This window comes from Paractinoplanes tereljensis (assembly GCF_016862435.1).
In the GTDB taxonomy this organism is placed as follows: domain Bacteria; phylum Actinomycetota; class Actinomycetes; order Mycobacteriales; family Micromonosporaceae; genus Actinoplanes; species Actinoplanes tereljensis.
Genome location: NZ_BOMY01000025.1, coordinates 97,772 through 119,739 on the forward strand (window position 1 = coordinate 97,772; position 21,968 = coordinate 119,739).

Consider the following 21,968-nt stretch of genomic DNA (forward strand, 5'->3'; position numbering starts at 1 on the left):
CCAGTGCGACCCTGCCGTTGACGATCAGTTGCCGGGGGGAACCTAGGGCGCTACCGGGTGCGTTCGCGGTATTTCGATCATCGATGGCTGGGCCACGATCTTTTGGGGTGGCGTCGCCATTCTGTGTCCTTTTGCGACGGTGCGTATAAAACGGTGGGCGGCACTCTTCGTGTCGATCAACCTGGTCTCGGGAGGATGGCCGGTTTCGGTCCGGAGGGGAGCCGATTCGCGCGATCTGCGCGGGTCTAGCTGGGGGTTCGTCTGGTGACATCTGCGGCGCGCCAGTTTCTCTGTTGCTGGACGTGAAACTGTGGCTACTATTCGGCCTCGTCCAAAGGCGACCTTGCGTAATCGGCCGAAGGGGGGTGTCATGTCGGATCCGCTATGGCGCGAGCCGGTGCCGGAGCATGATCCGGAAATCGGGCAGGTGGTCAGTCCGGGAGTTCGCATGATGCTCGCCGGGATGATCGTTATTGTGCTTGTTCTGGTGGCCGGTGGGACCACCTGGTGGCTCTATGCGCAGAAGCCGGTCGCCAACGGCACCGGCATCGGTGAGCGGGTGGCGGCCGGGCCCTGCGACGAGACGCTGTTGCATGTCGTCGCGGCGCCGGAGATCGCGCCCGCGGTGGAGGAAGCGGCTCGCGGCCTCAACTCGGGGAACGGGTGCGGGCCGATCGAAGTGACCGCGCAGGAGCCGGCCGTCACGGCGCTCGCGGCCGAGCAGCCCGACGTGTGGATTCCGTCCAGCAGCGTGTGGCTGCGGATTGCGCTTGTCGGCGGCGTCAACGCGTACCGGCTGGAAGGTGGGCCGATCGCCCGCAGCCCGATCGTGCTGGCCGCGCCCACCGCCGTGGCCGCGAAATTCGCCAAGGGTGACCAGACTTCCTGGATCCGGCTGATGAACGGCGTCGCCGGGCATCAGGTCCCGGCCGTCACCATGCCCGACCCGCTGCACTCCAGCGTGGGCATGCTCGCCGTCTACGGGATCCAGACGGCGATGGAGCGCAGCACGCCGGACGAGGGCATCGCGCAGCTGCGCGCGCTCACCCTGCGCAGCCGGCTCAAGGATGCCTCGGCCGACCCGGCCGAGCTGCTGCGGCGGGTCGCCGCGCAGAGCGACCCGGACGCGGTCGCCAACGACGTGGGTGTCTTCCCGATCACCGAGCAGCAGCTCACCATGTACCAGCGCGGCGGGAACACGGTCGCGCTGAAGGGCACGTTCCCGACGGACGGGCTGGTCGAGGCGGACTATCCGTTCGCGATCTCGACCTCGACCAAGCAGGCGGGGCTGGCCGAGCGGCTGCGGGCGGCGATCACCGTGCCGGCGATCACCGAGGCGGGGTTCCGGGCCTACAAGATGCCGCTCTCGGTCGAGCTGCCGGAACACTCCGACCAGGTGCTCGACCCGGCCGTGCAGTGGGCGCAATATCGCGCGCTCGAGTTCCAGGTGCTGTTGCTGATCGACTCGTCCGGTTCGATGAACAAGCCGGCCACCGACAAGACCGGTCGCGTCACCACCAAGGCGGGGCTGCTGCGGCAGTCGGGGCTGGCGGCGGCGCAGCTGTTCGGCGACGAGACAAGCATCGGCATGTGGACCTTCAACACCCCGGCACCGGAGAGTCCGCCGCACACCGAGATGGTGTCGTTCGGCCCGATCACCGGTCCGCTCGCCGGGAAGACCCGGCGGGACGCGCTGGCCGCGGCGATCACCGGTTACAGCGCGCCCAACCAGGCCGGCACCCCGCTGTTCCAGACCATTCTGGACGCCCGGGCCGCGATGAAACCGCGGGTCAAGCCGCGGGCGACCACGATGATCATCGTGTTGAGCGACGGCACCGACGCCGAGTCGAAGTACACGATGCCGAAGAAGACGTTCCTGACCCGGCTGGCGAAAGAGGGCGACGCGCAGCGGCCGGTGCCGGTCATCGGGGTGGGCTTCGGGCCGGACGCCGACATGGCCACCCTCAATGAGATCGCCCAGGTGACCGGCGGCAAGGCGATCGCCGCCAAGGACCCGGCCGACCTGGCGTCGGCGATGGCCAAGGCGTTCCTGGCCGCGCACACCCCGGCGTAACCGCTGGTCAGCAGCGCAGGCGCGGGGCCAGGCCAGCGTCAGCAGCGCAGGCGCGGGGCCAGGCCAGCGTCAGCAGCGCAGGCGCGGGGCCAGGCCGGCGGTGTCGGCGCCGCGGTCGCGGTACGTGCCGGTCAGGAAGTCGAGCAGGTGCTGCACGTCGCCGACGGTGGAGGCGACGCCGAACGACACCCGGACCGCGCCGCCGCTGGGCAGGCCGATCATCGTCAGGTAGTCGTCGATCGTGCGTACGCCCCAGCGGGCCGAACCCCGCAGCTGCCGGCGGCCGATGTCGAACGCGCCCTCGCCCGCGCCCGGATTGCAGAAGCAGCCGGTACGCAGCGACAGGCCCTGCGCGGCCGCCTCGGTGGCGACCAGGCGCTCATCGACAATCCGGCCGTCCGGGTCGAGCAGGTTGAACGCGACCGTGCCGCCGCGGTTGTCCAGGCCGGTGGGGCCGTAGAGCCGGCACATCGGGCGGCCGTTGGTGTGCCGCAGCACGGCCAGCCGGTCCAGCAGCCAGCCGGTGAGCGTGCGCACCCGCTCGCGGATCAGCTCCGGGCCGATCCGGCTGAGCCAGGACAGTCCGAACTCGACGTCCGGGATGTCCAGGAAGTTGAGGGTGCCGTCCTCGAACGCGGTCTCGTCGGGGGCCAGCTGATGCCACTCGGTGCCGACACTGACCGCGGCGATCGTGCCGCCGGCGAACCACGGCCGGCGCAGCCGCGCGAGGGCGTCCCGGCGGGCGACCAGGCAGCCGACGCCGGTCGGGTAGCCGAACACCTTGTACCAGCTGATCGGCACGAAGTCCGGTTTGACCCGGCTCAGATCCAGGGGATAAACCGGCAGGTAGGCGGCCACGTCGAGAAGTACGTCGTACCCGGCGTCGTGGGCCTTTTCAATCCAATTCAACGGATGCTGTACGCCGGTGAAGTTGCTCTGTGCCGGGAAGGCGAACAGGCCCTTCCGGGGTCGCAGGGCCGCGCCCACCGCTGCGTCGGCGATCCGCAGGTCGGGCGGCACCAGCGGGACATATCGGCGGCGACTTCCGGCCCGGCGGGCGAACTCGCGGATGCCGTTGACCGAGTTGTGGTTGTCGAACGTCATCACCAGGTCGCGACCGCGGCCGAACGGGTACGCCTCGCCGACCAGGCGGCACGCCCCGGACGCGTTCGGCGTGAAGATCGCCGCGTACTCGGCCGGATCGGCGTTCAGGAAACGCAGGACCGCGCGGCGGGCCGACTCGACCAGCTCGGTGGAGGCGACCGAGGCCGGGTTCTCCGAGTGCGGGTTGCCGAACGTCCGCGAGGTGAGCCGCTCGTGGTGGGCGCGGAGCTGGGCCTGGGCGTACACCCCGGCGCCGGTGTAATCGAGGTAGACGTGGTCGAGGTGCGAATACTCGGTGGCGCGCAACTCGTCGAGGCGGCCGGTGTCCTGATAACCCGGGTAGCGCGAGAGGAAGTCGAGCTCAACCACGGCGCCGCCCGCAGCGCAGCCGCAGCACCAGCACCGCGCCGGCCAGGAACAGCAGGGTCATGCCGCCGAGGATCAGCCAGTTCTGCCAGGGCGCCCGGGCGAACGAGTCGCCGTAGGTGGCCAGCAGCGGCGGCCCGAGCGGGGAACCGCCGTCCCGCCACAGCGTTTCCAGCCCGGCCGAGTGGCCGAGCGCCTCGAACGACCAGCGGTTCGACATGGCGAAGCTGAGCGCGCGGCCGACCGGGGCCATGACCGGTACGGGCAGGATCGCGCCGACGAACAACACCTGCGGGAAGCAGAGCATCGGCAGCAGCAGGCTGGCCTGGGCCACGTCGGAGACGCTCGCCGAGCAGAGCAGGCCGAGCGCGAGAGCGCAGGCCGAGGCGAGCAGCGCGGTCAGGTAGAGCTCGGCGAAGTGGCCGGTGGCCGGGAGCCGGTCGAGGGCCCGGAGCACCGCCAGCAGGAGCAGGTCGACAAGCGCCAGCGGGGGCAGCAGAAGAGCCACCTTGGCCGCGAGGTAGGGGCCGAGGCGCAGGCCGGCGAACACCTCGCGGCGCAGGATCGGCAGCTCGGAGCAGATCTGCAGGAGGCCGTAGGTGAGGCCGAAGAAGAAGACCCCGAACGCGATCCAGAACAGGATCATCACGGTGGTGGCCGGGTCGGGGTGGGCCGGGTCGAACGCGCCGGCCCGGAACAGCATGAGGAACATCGCCAGGATCACCAGCGGCGACCCGATCAGGATCGCCAGGGTGAGCCGGTTGGCGCCCAGAATGTCGAGATTGCGCCGGGTGAGAAGAGCGGCCTGACGCAGCGAACCGGGAGACTTGGGTGCCGGGGCCGCGGGAGCGTGGTCGGAAATATCCGTTGTAGACCCCGGCCAGGACGGCGCGTCCGCGAGCCGGCCGTAGACCCCGGCCACATCGTCCGCGTCGAAGTGGGCCGGTGCGGACGACGGTGGGCCGGCGAAGACCAGCCGGCCGCCCGGGGCCAGCACCACCACGGTGTCGCAGCGGTCGACGTCGGCCGGGTTGTGCGTGGTCAGCACGACCGGGACCCCGTCGGCGGCCAGCTCGCGCAGCAGCGTCAGCAGCTCGGCCGCGGTGGCCGGGTCGAGGCCCGAGGTGGGCTCGTCGAGGAACAGGGCGCGCGGCCGGGCCAGCAACTCGACCGCGATGCTGGCCCGCTTGCGTTCGCCGCCGCTCAGGCTGCCCACCCGGGTGTCGGCCCGGCCGGTCAGGCCCAGCACGGCGAGCACCTCGGCGACCCGGGCGTCCACGTCGGACCGGGCCGGCAGGCGCAGCCGGGCCGCGTACCGCAGGGTGCGGGCCAGCGGCAACTCCTGGTGGATGATGTCGTCCTGCGGCACGTAGCCGACCGCGGCGTCCGGCGCCGGCCGGCCGTCGTGGCGAACCGAGCCGGTCCCCGGCCGGCGCACCCCGGCCAGGGTTTCCAGCAGGGTCGTCTTGCCGGCGCCGCTGGCCCCGATGATCGCGACCAGCTCACCCGGCCGCACGGTCAGGGAGACGTCGTCGAGCAGGCGACGGCCGCCGCGGGCGACCTGACCGAGGCCGATGGCCTCGATCGGCAGGCCCGGCCGGACGGCAGCGCGCGGATCGTCCACAATCGGCACGCCCGCCACCGTACCGGTCCCGCTCAAGGACCGGATGGGCCCAAATCGGCGCTCACGCCGGTGAATGCCTACCTATCCGGTCGGCGGCAATCTTCGCGGACAGGGTGACCATCGGCAGGCCACCGCCCGGGTGTACCGAACCGCCAACCAGGTACAGGTTGCCGACCGGGCCACGGTTGGCCGGCCGCAGCAAACCGCCGGCTGTGCCGTAGATCGCACCCCCGGGCGCGGCCGCCGCGTCGGCCAGATCGGCCGGGGTGCGGGTCTCGGCGAACAACAGCCGGTCGCGCACGTCCAGGCCGCGGCGGGCCAGAAGATCAAGGACATGCTGCGCGTACGCGTCGGCCAGCCCCGGTCGTCGCCAGTCGATCGCCGACCAGGCGGTGCCGTGCCGAGGGGCGTTGACCAGCACGAACCAGGCCTCGGTGCCGGGCGGGTGCACCGCCGGGTCGGTGGCGCGGGTGACGAACACGGTCGGGTCGCTCGCCACGGTGGCGCGGCGGGCGGGGGAGCCGAAGATGGCGTTGAACTCGGCGTCGTAGTAGTCCGGGAAGAAGACGTTGTGGTGGGCCAGCTCGGGGGTCTCGCCGCGCACGCCCAGCAGCATGACGAAACCGGCGAGGCTGCGGTCGGTGAGCTGGGCCAGGCGGCCCGGGGTGGGCAGCAGATCGCGGTAGAGGGCAAGCGCGTCCACATCGGACACCACGATGTCGGCCTCGGCCCGGCCGGTCGGCAGACGCACGCCGGTCACCCGGCCGCCGGCGGTCTCGATCCTGGTGACCGGGGAGCCGGTGACGATCCGGACGCCCAGCTCGGCGCAGCGGTCCACCATGGCAGTGCCGATCGTGCCGAGGCCGCCGGGCAGGTACCAGCCGCCGAAGTGCAGCTCGGCGTAGGGGATCGCGGCCAGCGCGGCCGGCGCCCGGCGCGGGTCGGCGCCGGTGTAGGTGGCGTACCGGTCCAGGAGCATCCGCAGCCGCGGGTCGCGCAGGTAGCGCAGGCTCAGATCGCGCAGCGTGCGGCCGGGGGCGATCGCGGCCAGGTCGGTCAGCCGCCAGGAGAGCCCGGCCAGGGCGGCCGGGGTGATCTCGCGGCGGAGTACCGACCGCCAGGACGCCCGCCAGATCCGCTCGGCGCGATGCCAGAAACGGTTCCAGTCGGCCGCCGCCCCGGTGCCGAGCGCGCCGGCGATGCGTTCCAGGAAGACCTCGTGCTCCGACGACGAGTCGAGGACCGTGCCATCCGGGAAGAAATGCCGGACGACCGGGTCGAGCGGCTGCAGCGGCGGCAGCCGCAGCCCGAGGTCCGTGAAGACCTGCGGCAGCGTGAGCAGGCTCGGCCCGGTGTCGAAGCGGAATCCGTCCCGCTCGTAGACGGCCAGCTTGCCGCCGACGGTCGCGGCCCGTTCGTGCACCTCGACGTCGTGGCCGGCCGCACCCAGCCGGATCGCGGCGGCCAGCCCGCCGACCCCCGCGCCGATCACCACGACCCGGCTCATGCCGCCCTCCTGGTTTCTCTGGTCATATCGCTCGGCCTCGCCAGGTCAGGCGGCCGGCGCGGCGCAGCCGGAACGAGCGGGCGACGAGCCATCCGAACAGGACGATCGAGATGGGGTGGGCGAGGGCGGCGGGCCAGGCTTTTCCGCCGGTCGCGGTGGCGGTGATGACGCGGCCGAGGACGCCTAGGAGGTAGGCCGCCGCCGCGACGAGAGCGGGAACGCCGAAGCCCGTGATGGCGAAAATCAGCGCGGCCGCGGGCGGAAGCGCGTACAGAAGAAGCAGCAGGACCACGACGCAGCCGGCGGCGATCGGGGAGCCGAAGCTCGCCCAGAGGGATTTGGTGTAGCCGTTGATCATTTCCGGCCAGGAGTCGTACATCTGGCAGGTGGCCACGCCGGAGGCGTCGGCCAGCGCGATTCGGCCGCCGGAGCGTTTGAGCTGGCGGGCCAGGGCGATGTCCTCGAGGATCTCGGTGCGGCCGGCGGCATGGCCGCCGGCCCGGCGGTAACTCTCGGCGTCGATCATCAGCCATTGGCCGCCGGCCGCCGCGAGCGACGGCCGCGGCGACCGCTCCATGCCGCGGAGCGGCAGAAACGTCAGCCAGGACCACTGCAGGAGAGGCTGCAGGAGGGAGCTTCCGGCGCCGACAATCCGGGGGTACGGAGATAGCAGGTCAACGTCGATTCCACGCATCAGCGTCGTGGCCTCGGCGATCGCGTCCGGTGCGAGGACGACATCCGCGTCCACAAAGGCCAGGATGTCAGCATTTTTCGCGGCTTCGGCAAGCTGGTGGCAGGCGTGCGGTTTCCCGAGCCAGCCGTCCGGCAGGTCCGCGCCGGTGATCAGCTCAACCCGGTCGCCGGCAATCGCCTTCACCAGGTCGGCGGTCCCGTCCGTCGAACCGTCATCGAGCACATGGATGGTCAGCCCGGGAACGCCGCGCTGAGCCAGCAGGCCCTCCAGGCACGGCCCGACCCGCCCGGCCTCGTCCCGAAGCGGGAGCAGAACAGCAACGCGCTCCCGCGCACCGGATTCGTCGGCCGAAGGCAGGCGGCGGAGCAAAACAGCGTTGACCGCCGTGTGGACGGTCAGGGCGAGCCAGGGCAGCAGGGCCAACCATGGCAAGGCGGGCCAGGTCATGGCAGCGCCTCGGTCCGTCGGGTCCTGATCATTTTGGCGGCCAACGGGAGGACGGCGGCGCCCATCAAGGCGGCGCCCCAGGCCGCGGAAGCGGGGAGGCCCAGGAAGACCGCGTGGGCGAGCACTGACGAAGCGTACGTCCAGAACCAGAGAGTGAGGATCGGCGCGTCACCCACCGTGGGGGTTTTGATCGCCCGGCCGCCGGCGGCGGACAGCGCCAGCATCAGCAGCAGGGCGAAGCCGAGCCAGCCCAGGTAGTTGCCGATCGGGATGCCGGGCACGCCGGGCAACGCGGGAGTGGGGGAGTGCCATCGCCAGTAACCCTCGGCGACCATCTGCGGGTCGAGGAAGAGGTCCCAGGTCGCCAGGCCGGCGGCGGCCACCACGATGCGCAGGGTCGCGTTCCGGGTGAGCCGGGTGGCCGCCACCCAGGCCGGCCAGGCCATCCAGGTCCAGGCCAGCGGGATGATCAGCGGCACGTCGAGGAGTTTCGGGCCGAGCTCGCCGGAATAGTCGTAGGTGCCGAACGGGAAGCCGGTGGCCACCCCGATCGCCTCCACCGCGAAACCGCCCACCGTGGCCGTGCCGATCAGGGCGGCCGCCGCGCGCGGGCCGCGCGTCAGCCACGCGTGCGCGACCGACATGGCGTAGCCGAGCAGGACCGTGCCGACGGTCAGTGCGGCGCGGGTGCCGCCGCCGGTCAGTGGATAGCAGATCTGGGCCAGGACCAGGGCGGCGAGCAACGCCCACGGCAGCCGGGTGCGCATCGTCCGGTTAGATGCCGACGATGCCGGGTGCGTCCTCGGCGGGCCGGTCCACCAGCGGCAACTCGCGGCCCAGGATCGCGAACGCCCGCTCGTCGCCGGGGAAGAGGAAGTCGCGCAGCACGTCGACGAAGCCGAACCGGCGGTACAGCCGCCAGGCCCGGGACTTCTGCTCGTCGGCCTCGGGAGTGGACAGCAGCACCGTCTTGCCGTCGGCCATCGCGAGCAGGGCGCGCAGCTGGCGGGCGCCGACGCCGTGACCCTGCGCGGCCGGGCGGACGTGCAGCTCGACCACCTCGAAGCAGTCGGACAGCCAGTAATCGCGGTTCGGGTCGTCGAGCGCTGACCGCACCTGGTCGTGCCACCACTGGCCGGGACCGGACGTGTAGCCGTAGCCGAAACCGGCGAGCTGGCCGTCGGTGGTCAGGGTGGCCACGGCCCGGAAGCCGGGCCGGCGGACGTGGGCGCCGATGTAGCCGCGCCGGGTCTGCAGCAGCTCCTGGCGGTAGCCCATGGCCTCGCCGTAGACGGTGACCACGTCGTCAAGCCGGCGGAGCAGGTCGTCCGGCTGCCACGCAACGAGCCTCATACCTCAGTCTGCCCCTCTTCCAGCCAGCCCAGCACCGTGCGATCGCCGGCGATGCCGTCGACCGCGAACCGGGCGAACAACTCCTCGGCGTACCACCGGGCGGCCGCGGTGCGTGCGATCACCGCGCGGTGCTCCGGCTGACGGTACGCGAAGCGGGTCAGGTCCGCCGCATCCCGCCATACGCTGACCGTGCCCTGCCAGCCGATGGGCGCCTCGCCGACGCCGAACCGGGCCAGCAGGCCGGGCGCGGCGTGCACCTCCCGGACCACCGGCGGGACGGCTCGCCAGAAGGTCAGCGCCCGCGCCGGGCGTAACCGGGCGCGGGTCAGGGCGAGAACCATGCCGTCGTGCTTCCCGCCCGGCGGTTCACCGAACGGGGTCCGGCCCGACCAGGTGCCCCGGCTGGTCAGCGGGGTGAGGTCGACCGTTGCCTTGGCCACGGCCAGCCGGTCCCACTCGGGCAGCTCGATCCGGGACGAGCTGACGATCAAGGCCGCCCACCGGGTCAGATCGGAATCGCCGGGGCCGAAGCTGTCGCCCGTACCCGTACCCAGGAATTTGGCGAATTGGACTTTGTCCGGTTTTTTCTGGAGGAAGGTCAGCGCCCGGCGCAGCATGACCGCGCCGATTTTCCGCCTGGGCACCCGCCAGACGTGCAGGGTTACCGGCATGGGTGGTCAGGCCACCGCGGCAGGCGTGCCCGCGGTGACCCGGACCAGTTCGGCGTAGGTGATCGGGAAGACCGCGCGGGGTACGCCGCCGGCCGCCCAGATCACGTCGTATTGCTCCAGGGCCGTGTCGACGAGCGTGCGCACCGGTTTCGGGTGGCCCAGCGGGGCGACGCCGCCGATCGGCTGGCCGGTGTGCTCGCGGACGAACTCGGGAGTGGCCCGGCGCAGCCTGCCGATGCCCTGGTCGGCGGCCAGCTTGGCGGTGTCCACCCGATGCGCGCCCGAGGTCAGGACCAGCAGCGGCGCGCCGTCCGCGTCGAAGATCAGCGAGTTGGCGATCTGGCCGACCTCGACGCCGAGCGCGGTGGCCGCCGCGGCGGCGGTGTGCACGGCCTCGTCCAGGACGATCACCTGCGCGGCGTCGACGCCCGCCGCGTCCAGGGCGTCCCGGACCGCGACGACGTTCGGGTGGTTCTCCATGTCGATCATTCTTTCCCGAGGTAGCCCTTACCGAACACCCAGGGTGCGATCCCGTTGACGAAATCGTGCGGGAAGCCCAGCTTGAAGTCGGTGGCCGCGGTCAGCGCGTCGACCTGCTCGGGGGTCAGCGTCACGTCGAGGGTGCCGAGGTTGTCGGTGAGCTGGGCGAGCGAGCGGGCACCGAGGATCGGGATGATCGCCTTCGAGCGGGCGGTGGTCCAGGCGATCGCGACCTGCGACGGGGTGGCGCCGATCTCGTCGGCGACCTTCTGCACGGCGGCCGCGGCGGCGTGCTGGCGCTCGTCGATGTCGGCCGGTTTGTGCCGCCCGGTCGCCTCCGAGGAGGTGTATTTGCCGGAAAGAATGCCGCCGGCCAGCGGACTCCACGCGGTCACCGCTAGACCCAGCGACTCGGCCATCGGCAGCAGTTCGCGCTCGATGTCCCGGTCGATCACGTTGTACGGCATCTGCAGAGCGGTGAACGGGGACCAGCCGCGCAGCTCGGCCAGGGTCTGGCCGCGGGCGATCACCCAGGCCGGCGCGTCGGAGATGCCGACATAAAGCACTTTTCCCGACCGTACGGCGTCGTCCAGCGCCCGCATCGTCTCCTCGATCGGGGTCGCGGCGTCCCAGACGTGCACCCAGTAGATGTCGAGGTAGTCGGTGCGCAGCCGGCGCAGGCTGGTCTCCAGCGAGGCGCGCAGGTTCTTCCGGGCGTTGCCGCCGGCGTTCGGGTCGGCCGGGTCGCGGGTCGCGGTGTACTTGCTGGACAGCACGAACGACTCGCGGCGGCCGGCCAGCAGCTCGCCGAGGATCTCCTCGCTCTGCCCGTCCCGGTAGTTGATCGCGGTGTCGACGGTGTTGCCGCCCGCCTCCGCATAGGCGTCAAAGATGCGGCGGCACTCGTCGGGCGGGGCGCCGACCCCGCCCTGTTCGCCGAAGGTCATCGCGCCGAGGATCAGTTCCGACACGCGCAGCCCGCTCGGGCCGAGGGTCCGGTATCTCATGCGGCGATTAAATACCCACGGCGGCGGCGCTCGCGTCCCATAATTTCGCCGCCGCGACCGGGTCGGCCGCGTACGAGGCCGGGGCCTTCGGGTCGTGCCCGACGTAGTAGCCGCCGTCGACCAGGTCAGGCGTGGTCGCCAGCCACACCAGCAGGGCACCGGCCTTCTCCGGGGTGACCAGGAACGGCGCGAACCGGTAGAAGAGCCGGGTCAGGGTGCCGTCGCCGAAGTTGGTGCGCACCACGCCGGGGTGGAACGAGACGCTGGTGATGTCCGGCCAGCGGCGGGCCGCCTCGGAGGCGAACAGGATGTTGGCGGCCTTGGCCCCGCCGTAGGCCCGGAAGCCCCGGCCGCCGGTGAAGTCGTCCGGGTCCGGGCGGCCGGAACGATGCGCGTCCGAGGCGGTGTTGACGATCCGGCCGCCGGCCAGCCGCTCGCGCAGCAGGTTGGTCAGCAGGAACGGGCCCAGGTGGTTGCCCTGGATGGTGGCCTCGTGGCCGTCCACCGTCTTCCGGTACTGCGCGATCATGCCGCCCGCGTTGTTGGCCAGCACATCGATCTTCGGGTACGTCTCGAGCAGGTGCGCGGCCAGCTCGCGGACCTCTTTCAGCGACTCGAAATCGGCGCGGAACTGGCCCGGCTCGCGGCCGTTGCCCGCCTGCCGTACCTTCGCGACGGCGGCAGCCAGCCGCTCGGGGTTGCGTCCGACGACGACCACCTGATCGCCCTGCGCGGCCAGTTGCTCGGCGGCGGCCAGGCCCACCCCGGAACTGGCGCCCGTGATGACTACGGTCCGATCCATTGGTGCATCCTGGCATCTTCATCCACGATCGGGGAGCGATGAGCACCGAGATCAATGTGCCGGCTGTGGTCGACAGCCCGGTGCACCCGCACGTTCCCCAGCACACGGTGAGTCGCTGGCTGCTGGCCAACCGGGTGCAGCCGGTCGGTCCCGAGTCGGCCCAGACCGACCACGAGCAGCCCTGGTGGAAGGTGATGTGCCTGACCGGGGTCGACTACTTCTCGACGCTGTCCTACCTGCCGGCCATCGCGGCGCTCGCCGCCGGTGCGCTCTCGCCGCTGGCGACGTTGCTGATCGTGGCGCTGACCCTGTTCGGCATGCTGCCGATGTACCGGCGGGTCGCCAAGGAGAGCCCGCACGGGCAGGGCTCGGTGGCGATGCTCGAACACCTGCTGCCGTTCTGGCGGGGCAAGCTGTTCGTGCTGGTCCTGCTCGGGTTCGTGTGCACCTCGTGGATCATCACGATCACGCTGTCGGCCGCCGACGCGACCGTGCACATGTCCGAGAACCCGTACTTTCCGAGTTTCTTCCACGGTCACGCCGTACTGATCACCGTCGTTCTGCTGTTGATCCTGGGTTTTGTCTTTTTGCTCGGCTTCAGCGAAGCCGTCGGCGTGGCGATCCCGCTGGTCGCGATCTTCCTGCTGCTCAACGCGGTGGTCACCGTGGTCGGCCTGGTCGACGTCTTCACCACGCCGGGGGTCTTCTCCTCCTGGACCTCGGCGCTGACCTCGTCCGGGAATCCCTTCGGACCGTCCATCCTGGCCTTCCCGGCCCTGGTCCTGGGCCTGTCCGGCTTCGAGACCGGGGTCAGCATGATGCCGCTGATCAAGGCCTCGTCGATGGAGGAGCGGGTCCGCAACACTCGCAAACTGCTCACCACGGCCGCGCTGATCATGAGCGTCTACCTGATCGCGACGTCGTTCATCACCACCGTGCTCATCCCGAAGGAGGAGTTCGAACCGGGCGGCGCGGCCAACGGCCGGGCCCTGGCCTACCTGGCCCACGAGAAGCTCGGCGAGGCTTTCGGCACCACCTACGACGTCAGCAGCATCCTGATCCTCTGGTTCGCGGGCGCCTCGGCGATGGCCGGCCTGATCAACATCGTGCCCCGCTACCTGCCCGGTTACGGCATGGCACCCGAGTGGGGCCGGGCCGTCCGCCCGGTCGTGCTGGTCTACACCGCGATCAGCGTGGGCATCACGATCGCCTTCGGCGCCGACGTGAACGCGCAGGCCGGCGCCTATGCCACCGGCATCCTGGCGATGATGGTCTCCGGCGCGGTCGCGGTGACCATCTCGGCCTGGCGGGCCGGACAGCGGCGGGCCGCCGCCGGCTTCGCGCTTCTCACCCTGATCCTGCTGTACGCGCTGGGCGACAACATCATCGAGAAGCCGGACGGGATCGCCATCTCGGCGGTGTTCGTGGCCGGGATCATCCTGGTCTCGCTGATCTCCCGGGTCAGTCGCACCACCGAGCTGCGGGCCGAGCGGATCGAGTTCGACGAGAACACCCGGCAGTACATCGCCGACTCGATCGCCAACGACGGCGAGCTCGACATCGTCGCCAACCGGCGCGAGGCCGGCACCTCGGCCGAGTACGCCTACAAGGAGGACGAGCAGCGCCGGATGAACCCGGTGCCCGGCCGCAACGACATCCTCTTCCTCGAGGTCGAGGTGGCCGACCCGTCCGGGTTCAGCGGGGTGCTCGAGGTGCACGGCGCCGAGGTGGACGGCCACCGGGTGCTGCGGGTGAAGAGCCCGGCCGCGCCGAACGCGATCGCCGCGGTCCTGCTCGCGCTGCGCGACGCCACCGGCGTCCGGCCGCACTGCTATTTCGCCTGGGCCGAGGGCAGCCCGCTGGTCCACCTGTTCCGCTACCTGCTGCTGGGCCGCGGCGACACCGCCCCGGTGGTCCGCGAGATCATCCGCAAGACCGAGCCCGACATCGAACGCCGCCCGGTCATCCACGTCGGCGGGGTCTAGGAATTCTCTGGAAATTCCCGGACCCAGGTCCGAGAATTTCCGGATGGACCAGGTCCGCCGGCTGCGGATGGCCGCCGTGGTGGTCGAGGTGGTGCCCGACGACGCGCCTGCGGCGCGCGAATGCCTGCGTCGATACGCTTCCGAGCTCGCTGTCCGCTTCCCTGAGGGGTACGCCGAGAGCGCGCTGATCCGTCCCGGTGAACTGGCCCTCTCCGGCGGCGAGTTCCTGGTGGCGACGGAGGACGGCGCGGCCGTCGGCTGCGGGGCCTGGCAGGTGCTGGAACCCGGCGTCGCGGAGATCCGGCATCTGTGGGTCGGCCCGGAGTGCCGGGGTCTCGGACTCGGCCGCCGGCTGCTGTCCCGGCTCGAGCAGGGGGCCGCTGAGCAGGGGATCCGGGTCTTCCGGCTGGGCACGCACCTGTCCTTGGCGGAGGCCGCGGCGCTGTACCGGAGCAGCGGCTACCGGGAGATCCCGCCCTACGGCGATTCGCCCTACAACCAGCTCACCTTCGAGAAGTCCGTCGCCCGGGGCTGAGGGTTGCGTTTTTGTCGTACAGGCGTGCTAGCCTTCTTCTTGGTTAGAACGGATGTTCGAAAGCATTCGAACTAGCTCCGGAAGCGGTGTTTCGCGGCACGGCTTCCGGGTGCGGCACCCGCGAAGTGCTGCACATGAGGTTCCGGGCATTCGCGGGTCCGGTGCCCTCGAGACAAGGCAGGACCGCCGTCCGTTGCCCCCCGACCCCCGGGTGGCGGGCGGCGGACCCGCCGGTCAGGTCCGGCCGGGTGTGGTGTGGGGAAGCTTCACGCCCGGCCGGTTCGGCACCGCAGGTGCTGCGTCTTCCTCCGCAGCGGAGATCGGTTCGACCCCGACACGTCGGATGCGAGACACGCGAGGAGAGACGACCTATGGCGAGCAACACGGCGCCGGGCCTCATGCAGGTTCCCGGCTTGGCGCACGCGCCGACCGCGGCCATCCAGACGGAGGCCCCCACGGTCCCGGCGCACATGCTGCCGCACCGCACCCCGTCCCAACTGCTGGTGATAGCCCGGCAGGGCCTGACCGAGGCGGCGCACACCCGCCCCGACGGCCTGCGTTACGCCGCGGCCCACCTCGCCGCGCTCCGGGCCGCCGCCGCGATCCTCGCGGCCCGCGCCCGCCCGGCCGCACCCACCCGCCGCCGCCCGGTGACCAGCGTCTGGTCCCTGCTGGTCCTGGTGGCCCCCGAGTTCGGCGACTGGGCCGGCTATTTCGCCCTGGGCGCCACCAAACGGGCCGCGGCCGAGGCCGGCATCCCCCGCGTCGTGACTCCCCGGGAGGCCGACGACCTGCTCCGGGCGGCCGAACAGTTCGTGGCGGTGGTCGAAAGCTCCCTGGGCCTGAGCTACCAGCCGCCGCTCGCCGCCGCCTGACCCGCGCGCCATGGCCGGCCCTGATCGCGGGCGGGCGGAAACACTGTGACACGGAGCGGGGCAACGATGGCGGGACGCATGATCAACGGTGCGGCCGCCCTCGCCGAGCTGATCCGGACGGCGGAGGAGACCGACGAACCGGGCGTGCACCGGGTCCTACCGGTGGCACCCGAGCTGAGCGGTCTGCTGCCCGGCCGTGGGCTGCGCCGGGGGAGCACGGTCGCGGTGGCCACCGGGCGGGCCGCGCCGGCCGGCGGTGGCACGTCGCTGATGCTCGCGCTGCTGGCCGAGGCGTCCCGGGCCGGTTCCTGGTGCGCCGTGGTCGGCGTGCCGTCGCTGGGTGCGCTGGCCGCGCAGGAGAGCGGCATCGTCCTGGAACGGCTCGCCCTCGTGCCCAACCCCGGCCCTGACTGGCCCACCGTGGTGGCCGCGCTGATCGACGGCGTCGACGTGGTGGTCACCGCGGTGCCCGGCCCGGTCGCGGCGACGGTGGCCGGCCGGCTGGCCGCCCGGGCCCGGCAGCGGGGCAGCGTGCTGGTGCCGTTCGGCCAGTGGGACGGCGCCGACGTGACGCTGCGGGTCACCGAGGGTCGCTGGGAAGGACTCACCGCCGGGCGGGGCCGGCTGCGCCGCCGCGAGGTGACGATCGTGGTCCGGGGGCGGGGCGCCGCCAGCCGCCCCAAGGAGATAACCATGTGGATGCCGGGCCTCACGGTCCGCCCGGCCGCGCGCGGGCTGCGGGTGCTCCGTGGCTGAGGTGCGCACCCTGCTGGTGTGGTGCCCGGACTGGCCGGTGACGGCGGCCGACATCGTCGACGGGGTGGACGCGGCCGGGCCGGTGGCCGTGCTGCGGGAGAACCGGGTGATCGCCTGTTCCGAGGCGGCCCGCCAGGACGGCGTACGCCGTGGGTTGCGGCGCCGGGAAGCGCAGAGCCGGTGCCCGCGGCTGGTGGTCGTCGAGCACGATTCCGGGCGGGACGCCCGGGCCTTCGAGGCGGTCGTCGCCGCGGTCGAGGCGGTCGCGGTGGGCGTCGAGGTGATCCGGCCGGGGGCGCTCGCGCTGGCCGCGCGCGGCCCGGCCCGCTATTTCGGCGGCGAGGAGGCCGCGGCCGAGCGGATCGTCGAGCAGATCGCCGAGACCTGCGCGGTGGAGAGCCAGGTCGGGATCGCCGACGGAGTGTTCGCGGCCGGTCTCGCGGCCCGCGACGGCCGGGTGCTCGGCCCGGGCGAGACGGTCGCGTTCCTGGCCGGCCTGCCGATCGCCGCGATCGACCGGCCCGAGCTGGTCGACCTGCTCAAACGACTGGGCGTCAAGACCCTGGGCGACTTCGCGGCGCTGCCGGCCGGCGACGTGCTGACCCGGTTCGGCTTCGACGGCGCGCTCGCCCACCGGCTCGCCGGCGGCCGCGACCATCGCCCCCTGGCGGTCCGGCAACCGCCCCCCGACCTGGACGTCGCCGACACCTACGACGAACCGCTGGACCGGGTCGACGTGGCCGCGTTCGCCGGGAAGGTGCTGGCCGAACGCCTGCACGACCGGCTCGCCGGGCACGGTCTGGCCTGCACCCGGCTCGGCATCGAGGCGGTCACGGCGGACGGCCAGGAGCTGCACCGGGTGTGGCGGCACGACGGCACGCTGACCGCGGCCGCCATCGCCGAACGGGTCCGCTGGCAACTCGACGGCTGGCTCACCGGCGCCCGGCGCGGCGCCCCCGCCCGGCCCACCGCCGGCCTGGTGCGGCTGCGCCTGATCCCCGACGGCGTCCTGGTCCATCTCGGACTCCAGCCCGGACTGTGGGGCGACGCCGGCGCCGACCGGGAGCGGGCCCACCGCGCCTTCAGCCGGGTGCAGGGCCTGCTCGGCCCGGATGCCCTGGTGACGCCGGTGCCCACCGGCGGCCGCTCCGCCGACGACCAGATCCGGCTGATCCCGTGGGGCGACGAACGAGACCCGCACCGTCCCACCGCTCCACACACCGACCCCATCCCCGACCTGGTCACCGTCCCGCTGCAGGCGCACGGCGGCGCCGAGGTGATCGAGCTGTCCGCCCGCCGGTCATCCCGGCCCGCGGAGAAGGAAACCCTGGCCACGGTCTCCCACCTGCCAGCACCGGCCCGGCGGCTCCTCGAGCTGGTGCCACCCGCAGCCTCGGTGCCCGCCGAGGCGCACGTCGGCGGGCTCACGGTGGTCGCCGTCCCGCCGGGTCCGCGTAAGGGCCGTGGGCGGCGGGTCGCCGATCCCGCCGCCGGGCTGCCGCCCTGGCCGGGCCGGCTGCCGAAACCGGCGCCGGCGGTGGTGCCGCTGCGGCCGCCGGCCGCGGTGGTGGTCGACGAGAGCGGTACGCCGGTCGGCGTCAGCGCCCGCCTCGAACTGACCGGCGAACCGGCGGCGCTGCTGGTGGAGCGGGGCAGCCCGATCGAGATCAGCGGCTGGGCCGGCCCGTGGCCGGTCGACGAGCGCTGGTGGGCCACCGGCGAGAGCCGCCGCCGGGCGCGGTTCCAGGTGGCGCTGATCGACGGGCGAGCGCTGCTGCTGACCCTGGCCGGCGGTCACTGGGCGGTGGAGGCGATCTATGACTGAGCGGAGCGGCCATGGGCTTCCATAACCCACGGATGCCCTGGTCGGAGCTGGAGGAGGCACTCACCGGCCGGCCGGTGAAACCGCCACCGCCGGAGGAGGGGACCCGGCGGATCGGGGTGGAGAAGCCGCAGCCGTTCGCGGTCGATCCCCTCGCCATCGACGCGGACGGCGGGGATTCGCCGGTCTGGAGCCGGAAACGCCAGCCCTATCAGGCGCCCGCGCTGGTGCGGGCGAAGGAGACCACCGTCCCCTACGCCGAGCTGCACTGCCACACCAACTTCAGCTTCCTCGACGGGGCCAGCCACCCGGAGGAACTCGCCGAGGAGGCGGCCCGGCTCGGGCTCACCGGGCTGGCCGTCACCGACCACGACGGGTTCTACGGTGTGGTCCGGTTCTCCGAGGCGGCCGGGAACCTGCGGCTGCCGACGATCTTCGGGGCGGAACTCTCCCTCGACCTGACCCGGCCGCAGAACGGCGAACCCGACCCGGAAGGCCGGCACCTGCTGGTGCTGGCCCAGAACGCGGCCGGTTACGCCGCGCTGGGCCGGACCATCGGCGAGGGGCAACTCGCGGGCGGCGAGAAGGGCAAACCGGACTACGGCTCGGTGGAGAAGATCGCCGAGGCGCTGCGTGGGCAGGTGCTGGTGCTGACCGGCTGCCGTAAGGGGATCGTCCCGGAGGCGCTGGCCACCGGCGGGATCGACCGGGCGGCCGACGAGCTCGACCGGCTGACCGAGCTCTTCGGCGCCGGCAACGTGGTGGTCGAGCTGACCGATCACGGCAATCCCGACGACGGCGACCGCAACGACGTGCTCTACGAGCTGGCCCGCAGCCGCCGGCTGGGCGCCGTCGCCACCAACAACGTGCACTACGCGACCCCGGCCCGGCGCCGGCTCGCCACCACCCTCGCCGCGGTCCGGGCCCGGCGCAGCCTCGACGAGATCGACGGCTGGCTGCCCGCGGCCGGCACCGCCCACCTGCGCAGCGGCGCCGAGATGGCCCGCCGGTTCGCCGCCTACCCGGGGGTGGTCGAGCACGCCGCCGAACTGGGTGCCGCGCTCGCCTTCGACTTGCACCTGGTCGCCCCGCAACTGCCGGCCTTCCCGATCCCGGAGGACGGGCACACCGAGATGAGCTGGCTGCGCGAACTGACCATGCGCGGCGCCCGGGAACGCTACGGGCGGCCGGAGGAGATGCCGGAGGTCTACGCGAAGCTCGAGTACGAGTTGCAGATGATCGAGGAGCTCGACTTCCCCGGCTATTTCCTGATCGTCTACGACATCGCCAGGTTCTGCCGGGAGCAGGACATCTACTGCCAGGGGCGCGGCTCGGCGGCTAACTCGGCGGTCTGCTTCGCGCTGTACATCACCAATGTGGACGCGTTCGAGTACGACCTGGTCTTCGAACGGTTCCTGGCGCCGGAACGGGACGGGCCGCCGGACATCGACGTGGACATCGAGTCGGACCGGCGCGAGGAGGTCATCCAGTACGTCTACGAGAAGCACGGGCGCCGGCACACCGCGCAGGTCGCCAACGTCATCTCCTACCGGCCGCGGTCCGCCGTACGGGATGTGGCCAAGGCTTTTGGATTCTCGCCCGGTCAGCAGGACGCCTGGAGCAAGCAGATCGACCGCTGGGGCAGCGTCGCCACGGTCGACGTCGAGGACATCCCCGAGCAGGTCGTGGCGTACGCCAACGAGTTGCAGACGTTCCCCCGGCACCTCGGCATCCACTCCGGCGGCATGGTGATCTGCGACCGGCCGGTGAGCGAGGTGTGCCCGGTCGAGTGGGGCCGGATGCCGGGCCGCACGGTGCTGCAGTGGGACAAGGACGACTGCGCCGCGATCAACCTGGTCAAGTTCGACCTGCTGGGCCTGGGCATGCTGTCGGCGCTGCACTACGCGTTCGACATGATCGAGTCCAAGCTGGACTTCACCAGCATCCGGCCGTCCGACAAGCAGGTCTACGCGATGCTGTGCGAGGCCGACTCGGTCGGGGTGTTCCAGGTGGAGAGCCGGGCCCAGATGGCGACGCTGCCCCGGCTCAAGCCGCAGGTCTTCTACGACCTGGTGGTCGAGGTGGCGCTGATCCGGCCGGGGCCGATCCAGGGCGGCTCGGTGCACCCCTTCATCCGGCGCAAGAACGGCCTGGAGAAATGGGAGATGCCGCACCCGACCATGGCGCGGGCCCTGGAGAAGACGCTGGGCGTGCCGCTCTTCCAGGAGCAGCTGATGCAGCTCGCGATGGACTCGGCCGGGTTCACCGCGGTGGAGGCCGACAAACTGCGCCGGGCGATGGGTTCGAAACGTTCGGTGCGGCGGATGGAGGAGATGCGGGAGCGGCTCTACCAGGGGATGGCTGCCAACGGCATCCGTGGCGAGCTGGCCGACGACCTGTACGTGAAGCTGTGTGCGTTCGCGAACTACGGCTTCCCGGAGAGCCACGCGATCAGCTTCGCCTACCTGGTCTACGTGAGTGCCTGGCTCAAGCGGTACCACCCGGCCGCGTTCTGCGCGGCGCTGCTCAACGCGCAGCCGATGGGCTTCTACTCGCCGCAGTCGCTTGTCGACGACGCCCGGCGGCACGGGGTGGAGGTGCGCCGGCCGGACATCAACCTCAGCGACGCGGCCGCCACCCTGGAGTGGACCCCGGACAGCAAGAAGAAGGCCGGCGAGGACGAACCCCGGCACGCGTGGGGGCTGGGTGGGCCGGCCGTCCGGCAGGGGCTCAGCAGCATCCGGACGATCGGGAAGGAGCTGGCCGGGGCGGTGGAGGCGGAGCGGCGGGCCGGCGGGCCGTACCGGAGCATGGCTGATCTTTCCCGGCGTACCGGATGTCAGACCGCGCACCTCGAGGCTCTCGCCACCGCGGATGCCTTCGCCGGGTTCGGGCTTTCCCGCCGGGAGGCGCTGTGGGCGGCCGGCGCGGCCGCCCAGGACCGGCCGGACCGGCTGCCGGGGACGGTGACCGGGACCGACGCGCCGATGCTGCCGGGCATGAGCGAGGTGGATCGGCTGGTCGCGGACGTGTGGGCGACCGGGCTGTCGCCGGAGGCGCATCCGGCGCAGTTCCTGCGGGCGGACTTCGACCGGATCGGGGCGTTGCGGATCTCGCAGCTGGCGGCGGTCGAGGCGGGCACCCGGATCCGGGTGGGCGGGATCGTCACGCATCGGCAGCGGCCGGCCACCGCGGGCGGGGTGACGTTCGTGAACCTGGAGGACGAGACCGGGATGCTGAACGTGACCTGCTCGCCGGGGTTGTGGCAGCGGTACCGGCGGGTGGCCCGGACCAGTTCGGCGCTGATCGTGCGGGGGCGGCTGGAGAAGGCCGAGGGGGTGCTCAACCTGGTCGCCGATCGCCTCGACGCGGCCACGCCGCCGGTCACTCCGGCCTCCCGCGACTTCCGGTGAGTTATTCTCCCGCTTTGCACCATTTATGGCTTACACCGGAAAAGCGGGGGAATGGCAGATGCTCAGCACCATCGTGGGTCTGGCGGCGTCGGCCGCGATCGTCGCCGGCGGAGCGGCAGCGCCGCCGGTGCGCGGCCACGCCGGCTATGAGAGCTCGAAGCTGACGCTCAGTTACCTGGCCGACGCCGGGTTCGCGGCCGCGGTCAAGCTCGAATGCGACCCGGCCGGCGGCGGGCATCCGCACCCCGACCTGGCCTGCGCCGAACTCGCCAAGGTCGGCGCCGAGGTGGACCGGATCGAGCCGGCCGCCAACAAGGTGTGCATCCACCTCTACGCGCCGGTCACCGCGCAGATCACCGGCGAGTGGCGCGGCACCACCATCACGTGGAGTCACAAGTTCGGCAACACCTGCGAGATGCGCCGGGCCACGGCCGACCTCTTCGAGTTCTAGGC

The 21,968-nt window shown here is 72.0% G+C and carries 18 protein-coding genes; 8 read left to right on the top strand and 10 right to left on the bottom strand.

The window, feature by feature from the left end:
* Positions 1–370: 370 nt before the first annotated feature.
* Positions 371–2,074: a substrate-binding domain-containing protein gene (locus tag Ate02nite_RS19465; protein ID WP_203807483.1), complete on the top strand. Its 1,704-nt coding sequence runs from the start codon at positions 371–373 to the stop codon at positions 2,072–2,074.
* A gap of 69 nt (positions 2,075–2,143) precedes the next feature.
* Here Ate02nite_RS19465 and Ate02nite_RS19470 read toward each other — a convergent pair whose 3' ends face one another.
* Genes Ate02nite_RS19470 through Ate02nite_RS19515 form a run of 10 tightly spaced genes read right to left on the bottom strand, consistent with a single transcriptional unit; the run spans position 2,144 to position 12,129 of the window.
* Complete coding sequence (locus tag Ate02nite_RS19470; RefSeq protein ID WP_203807485.1) at positions 2,144–3,547, bottom strand: aminotransferase class V-fold PLP-dependent enzyme; 1,404 nt, start codon at positions 3,545–3,547, stop codon at positions 2,144–2,146.
* The gene (locus Ate02nite_RS19475; RefSeq protein WP_239147522.1) at positions 3,540–5,177 is read right to left on the bottom strand and encodes an ABC transporter ATP-binding protein; all 1,638 of its coding nucleotides are present in this window, start codon (positions 5,175–5,177) and stop codon (positions 3,540–3,542) included. Before Ate02nite_RS19475 ends, Ate02nite_RS19470 begins: the two co-directional genes overlap by 8 nt.
* Positions 5,178–5,229: 52 nt before the next feature.
* Positions 5,230–6,675 carry a phytoene desaturase family protein gene (locus Ate02nite_RS19480; protein WP_203807487.1) on the bottom strand — a complete coding sequence of 482 codons (1,446 nt, stop codon included), beginning with the start codon at positions 6,673–6,675 and terminating at the stop codon, positions 5,230–5,232.
* A 22-nt stretch (positions 6,676–6,697) separates the two neighbouring features.
* Entirely contained in the window at positions 6,698–7,816 is a 1,119-nt protein-coding gene (locus Ate02nite_RS19485) for a glycosyltransferase family 2 protein (protein WP_203807490.1), read from the bottom strand.
* The gene (locus Ate02nite_RS19490; protein WP_203807492.1) at positions 7,813–8,583 is read right to left on the bottom strand and encodes a carotenoid biosynthesis protein; all 771 of its coding nucleotides are present in this window, start codon (positions 8,581–8,583) and stop codon (positions 7,813–7,815) included. Before Ate02nite_RS19490 ends, Ate02nite_RS19485 begins: the two co-directional genes overlap by 4 nt.
* Before the next feature lie 7 nt (positions 8,584–8,590).
* Positions 8,591–9,169 carry a GNAT family N-acetyltransferase gene (locus Ate02nite_RS19495; RefSeq protein ID WP_203807494.1) on the bottom strand — a complete coding sequence of 193 codons (579 nt, stop codon included), beginning with the start codon at positions 9,167–9,169 and terminating at the stop codon, positions 8,591–8,593.
* Complete coding sequence (locus Ate02nite_RS19500) at positions 9,166–9,840, bottom strand: monooxygenase (protein ID WP_203807496.1); 675 nt, start codon at positions 9,838–9,840, stop codon at positions 9,166–9,168. The genes Ate02nite_RS19495 and Ate02nite_RS19500 overlap by 4 nt, the downstream gene beginning before the upstream one ends.
* A 6-nt stretch (positions 9,841–9,846) precedes the next feature.
* Positions 9,847–10,320: a YbaK/EbsC family protein gene (locus Ate02nite_RS19505; RefSeq protein ID WP_203807498.1), complete on the bottom strand. Its 474-nt coding sequence runs from the start codon at positions 10,318–10,320 to the stop codon at positions 9,847–9,849.
* A gap of 5 nt (positions 10,321–10,325) precedes the next feature.
* Positions 10,326–11,327, bottom strand: a complete 1,002-nt coding sequence (locus tag Ate02nite_RS19510) for an aldo/keto reductase (protein ID WP_203807500.1) — start codon at positions 11,325–11,327, stop codon at positions 10,326–10,328.
* Positions 11,328–11,334: 7 nt separating this feature from the next.
* A complete protein-coding gene (locus tag Ate02nite_RS19515) occupies positions 11,335–12,129 on the bottom strand; it encodes an SDR family NAD(P)-dependent oxidoreductase (RefSeq protein ID WP_203807502.1) in 795 nt (264 codons plus the stop codon).
* A 38-nt stretch (positions 12,130–12,167) separates the two neighbouring features.
* On the opposite strand from Ate02nite_RS19515, the gene Ate02nite_RS19520 reads away from it, so the two are divergent.
* From Ate02nite_RS19520 to Ate02nite_RS19550, 7 genes are all read left to right on the top strand, one after another.
* The gene (locus Ate02nite_RS19520) at positions 12,168–14,114 is read left to right on the top strand and encodes an APC family permease (RefSeq protein WP_203807504.1); all 1,947 of its coding nucleotides are present in this window, start codon (positions 12,168–12,170) and stop codon (positions 14,112–14,114) included.
* A 43-nt stretch (positions 14,115–14,157) separates the two neighbouring features.
* The gene (locus tag Ate02nite_RS19525; protein ID WP_203807506.1) at positions 14,158–14,649 is read left to right on the top strand and encodes a GNAT family N-acetyltransferase; all 492 of its coding nucleotides are present in this window, start codon (positions 14,158–14,160) and stop codon (positions 14,647–14,649) included.
* Positions 14,650–15,047: 398 nt separating this feature from the next.
* Complete coding sequence (locus Ate02nite_RS19530) at positions 15,048–15,524, top strand: SAV_6107 family HEPN domain-containing protein (protein ID WP_239147538.1); 477 nt, start codon at positions 15,048–15,050, stop codon at positions 15,522–15,524.
* A gap of 66 nt (positions 15,525–15,590) precedes the next feature.
* Positions 15,591–16,280 carry a DnaE2-dependent mutagenesis accessory factor ImuA' gene (imuA', locus tag Ate02nite_RS19535; RefSeq protein ID WP_203807510.1) on the top strand — a complete coding sequence of 230 codons (690 nt, stop codon included), beginning with the start codon at positions 15,591–15,593 and terminating at the stop codon, positions 16,278–16,280.
* Complete coding sequence (locus tag Ate02nite_RS19540; protein ID WP_203807512.1) at positions 16,273–18,105, top strand: DNA polymerase Y family protein; 1,833 nt, start codon at positions 16,273–16,275, stop codon at positions 18,103–18,105. Before imuA' ends, Ate02nite_RS19540 begins: the two co-directional genes overlap by 8 nt.
* 11 nt (positions 18,106–18,116) lie before the next feature.
* The gene (locus Ate02nite_RS19545; protein WP_203807513.1) at positions 18,117–21,515 is read left to right on the top strand and encodes an error-prone DNA polymerase; all 3,399 of its coding nucleotides are present in this window, start codon (positions 18,117–18,119) and stop codon (positions 21,513–21,515) included.
* A 58-nt stretch (positions 21,516–21,573) separates the two neighbouring features.
* Positions 21,574–21,966 (top strand): SSI family serine proteinase inhibitor, encoded by a 393-nt coding sequence (locus Ate02nite_RS19550; RefSeq protein WP_203807515.1) that lies wholly within the window; start codon positions 21,574–21,576, stop codon positions 21,964–21,966.
* The last annotated feature ends 2 nt before the right edge of the window (positions 21,967–21,968 follow it).

Bases quoted from the DNA above. Each gene is read 5' to 3' on its own strand.
- Ate02nite_RS19465 (WP_203807483.1), top strand. From the start codon at position 371: ATGTCGGATCCGCTATGGCGCGAGCCGGTGCCGGAGCATGATCCGGAA.
- Ate02nite_RS19480 (WP_203807487.1), bottom strand. From the start codon at position 6,675: ATGAGCCGGGTCGTGGTGATCGGCGCGGGGGTCGGCGGGCTGGCCGCC.
- Ate02nite_RS19485 (WP_203807490.1), bottom strand. From the start codon at position 7,816: ATGACCTGGCCCGCCTTGCCATGGTTGGCCCTGCTGCCCTGGCTCGCC.
- Ate02nite_RS19490 (WP_203807492.1), bottom strand. From the start codon at position 8,583: ATGCGCACCCGGCTGCCGTGGGCGTTGCTCGCCGCCCTGGTCCTGGCC.
- Ate02nite_RS19495 (WP_203807494.1), bottom strand. From the start codon at position 9,169: ATGAGGCTCGTTGCGTGGCAGCCGGACGACCTGCTCCGCCGGCTTGAC.
- Ate02nite_RS19500 (WP_203807496.1), bottom strand. From the start codon at position 9,840: ATGCCGGTAACCCTGCACGTCTGGCGGGTGCCCAGGCGGAAAATCGGC.
- Ate02nite_RS19505 (WP_203807498.1), bottom strand. From the start codon at position 10,320: ATGGAGAACCACCCGAACGTCGTCGCGGTCCGGGACGCCCTGGACGCG.
- Ate02nite_RS19510 (WP_203807500.1), bottom strand. From the start codon at position 11,327: ATGAGATACCGGACCCTCGGCCCGAGCGGGCTGCGCGTGTCGGAACTG.
- Ate02nite_RS19515 (WP_203807502.1), bottom strand. From the start codon at position 12,129: ATGGATCGGACCGTAGTCATCACGGGCGCCAGTTCCGGGGTGGGCCTG.
- Ate02nite_RS19520 (WP_203807504.1), top strand. From the start codon at position 12,168: ATGAGCACCGAGATCAATGTGCCGGCTGTGGTCGACAGCCCGGTGCAC.
- Ate02nite_RS19525 (WP_203807506.1), top strand. From the start codon at position 14,158: ATGGACCAGGTCCGCCGGCTGCGGATGGCCGCCGTGGTGGTCGAGGTG.
- Ate02nite_RS19530 (WP_239147538.1), top strand. From the start codon at position 15,048: ATGCAGGTTCCCGGCTTGGCGCACGCGCCGACCGCGGCCATCCAGACG.
- imuA' (WP_203807510.1), top strand. From the start codon at position 15,591: ATGGCGGGACGCATGATCAACGGTGCGGCCGCCCTCGCCGAGCTGATC.
- Ate02nite_RS19545 (WP_203807513.1), top strand. From the start codon at position 18,117: ATGGGCTTCCATAACCCACGGATGCCCTGGTCGGAGCTGGAGGAGGCA.
- Ate02nite_RS19550 (WP_203807515.1), top strand. From the start codon at position 21,574: ATGCTCAGCACCATCGTGGGTCTGGCGGCGTCGGCCGCGATCGTCGCC.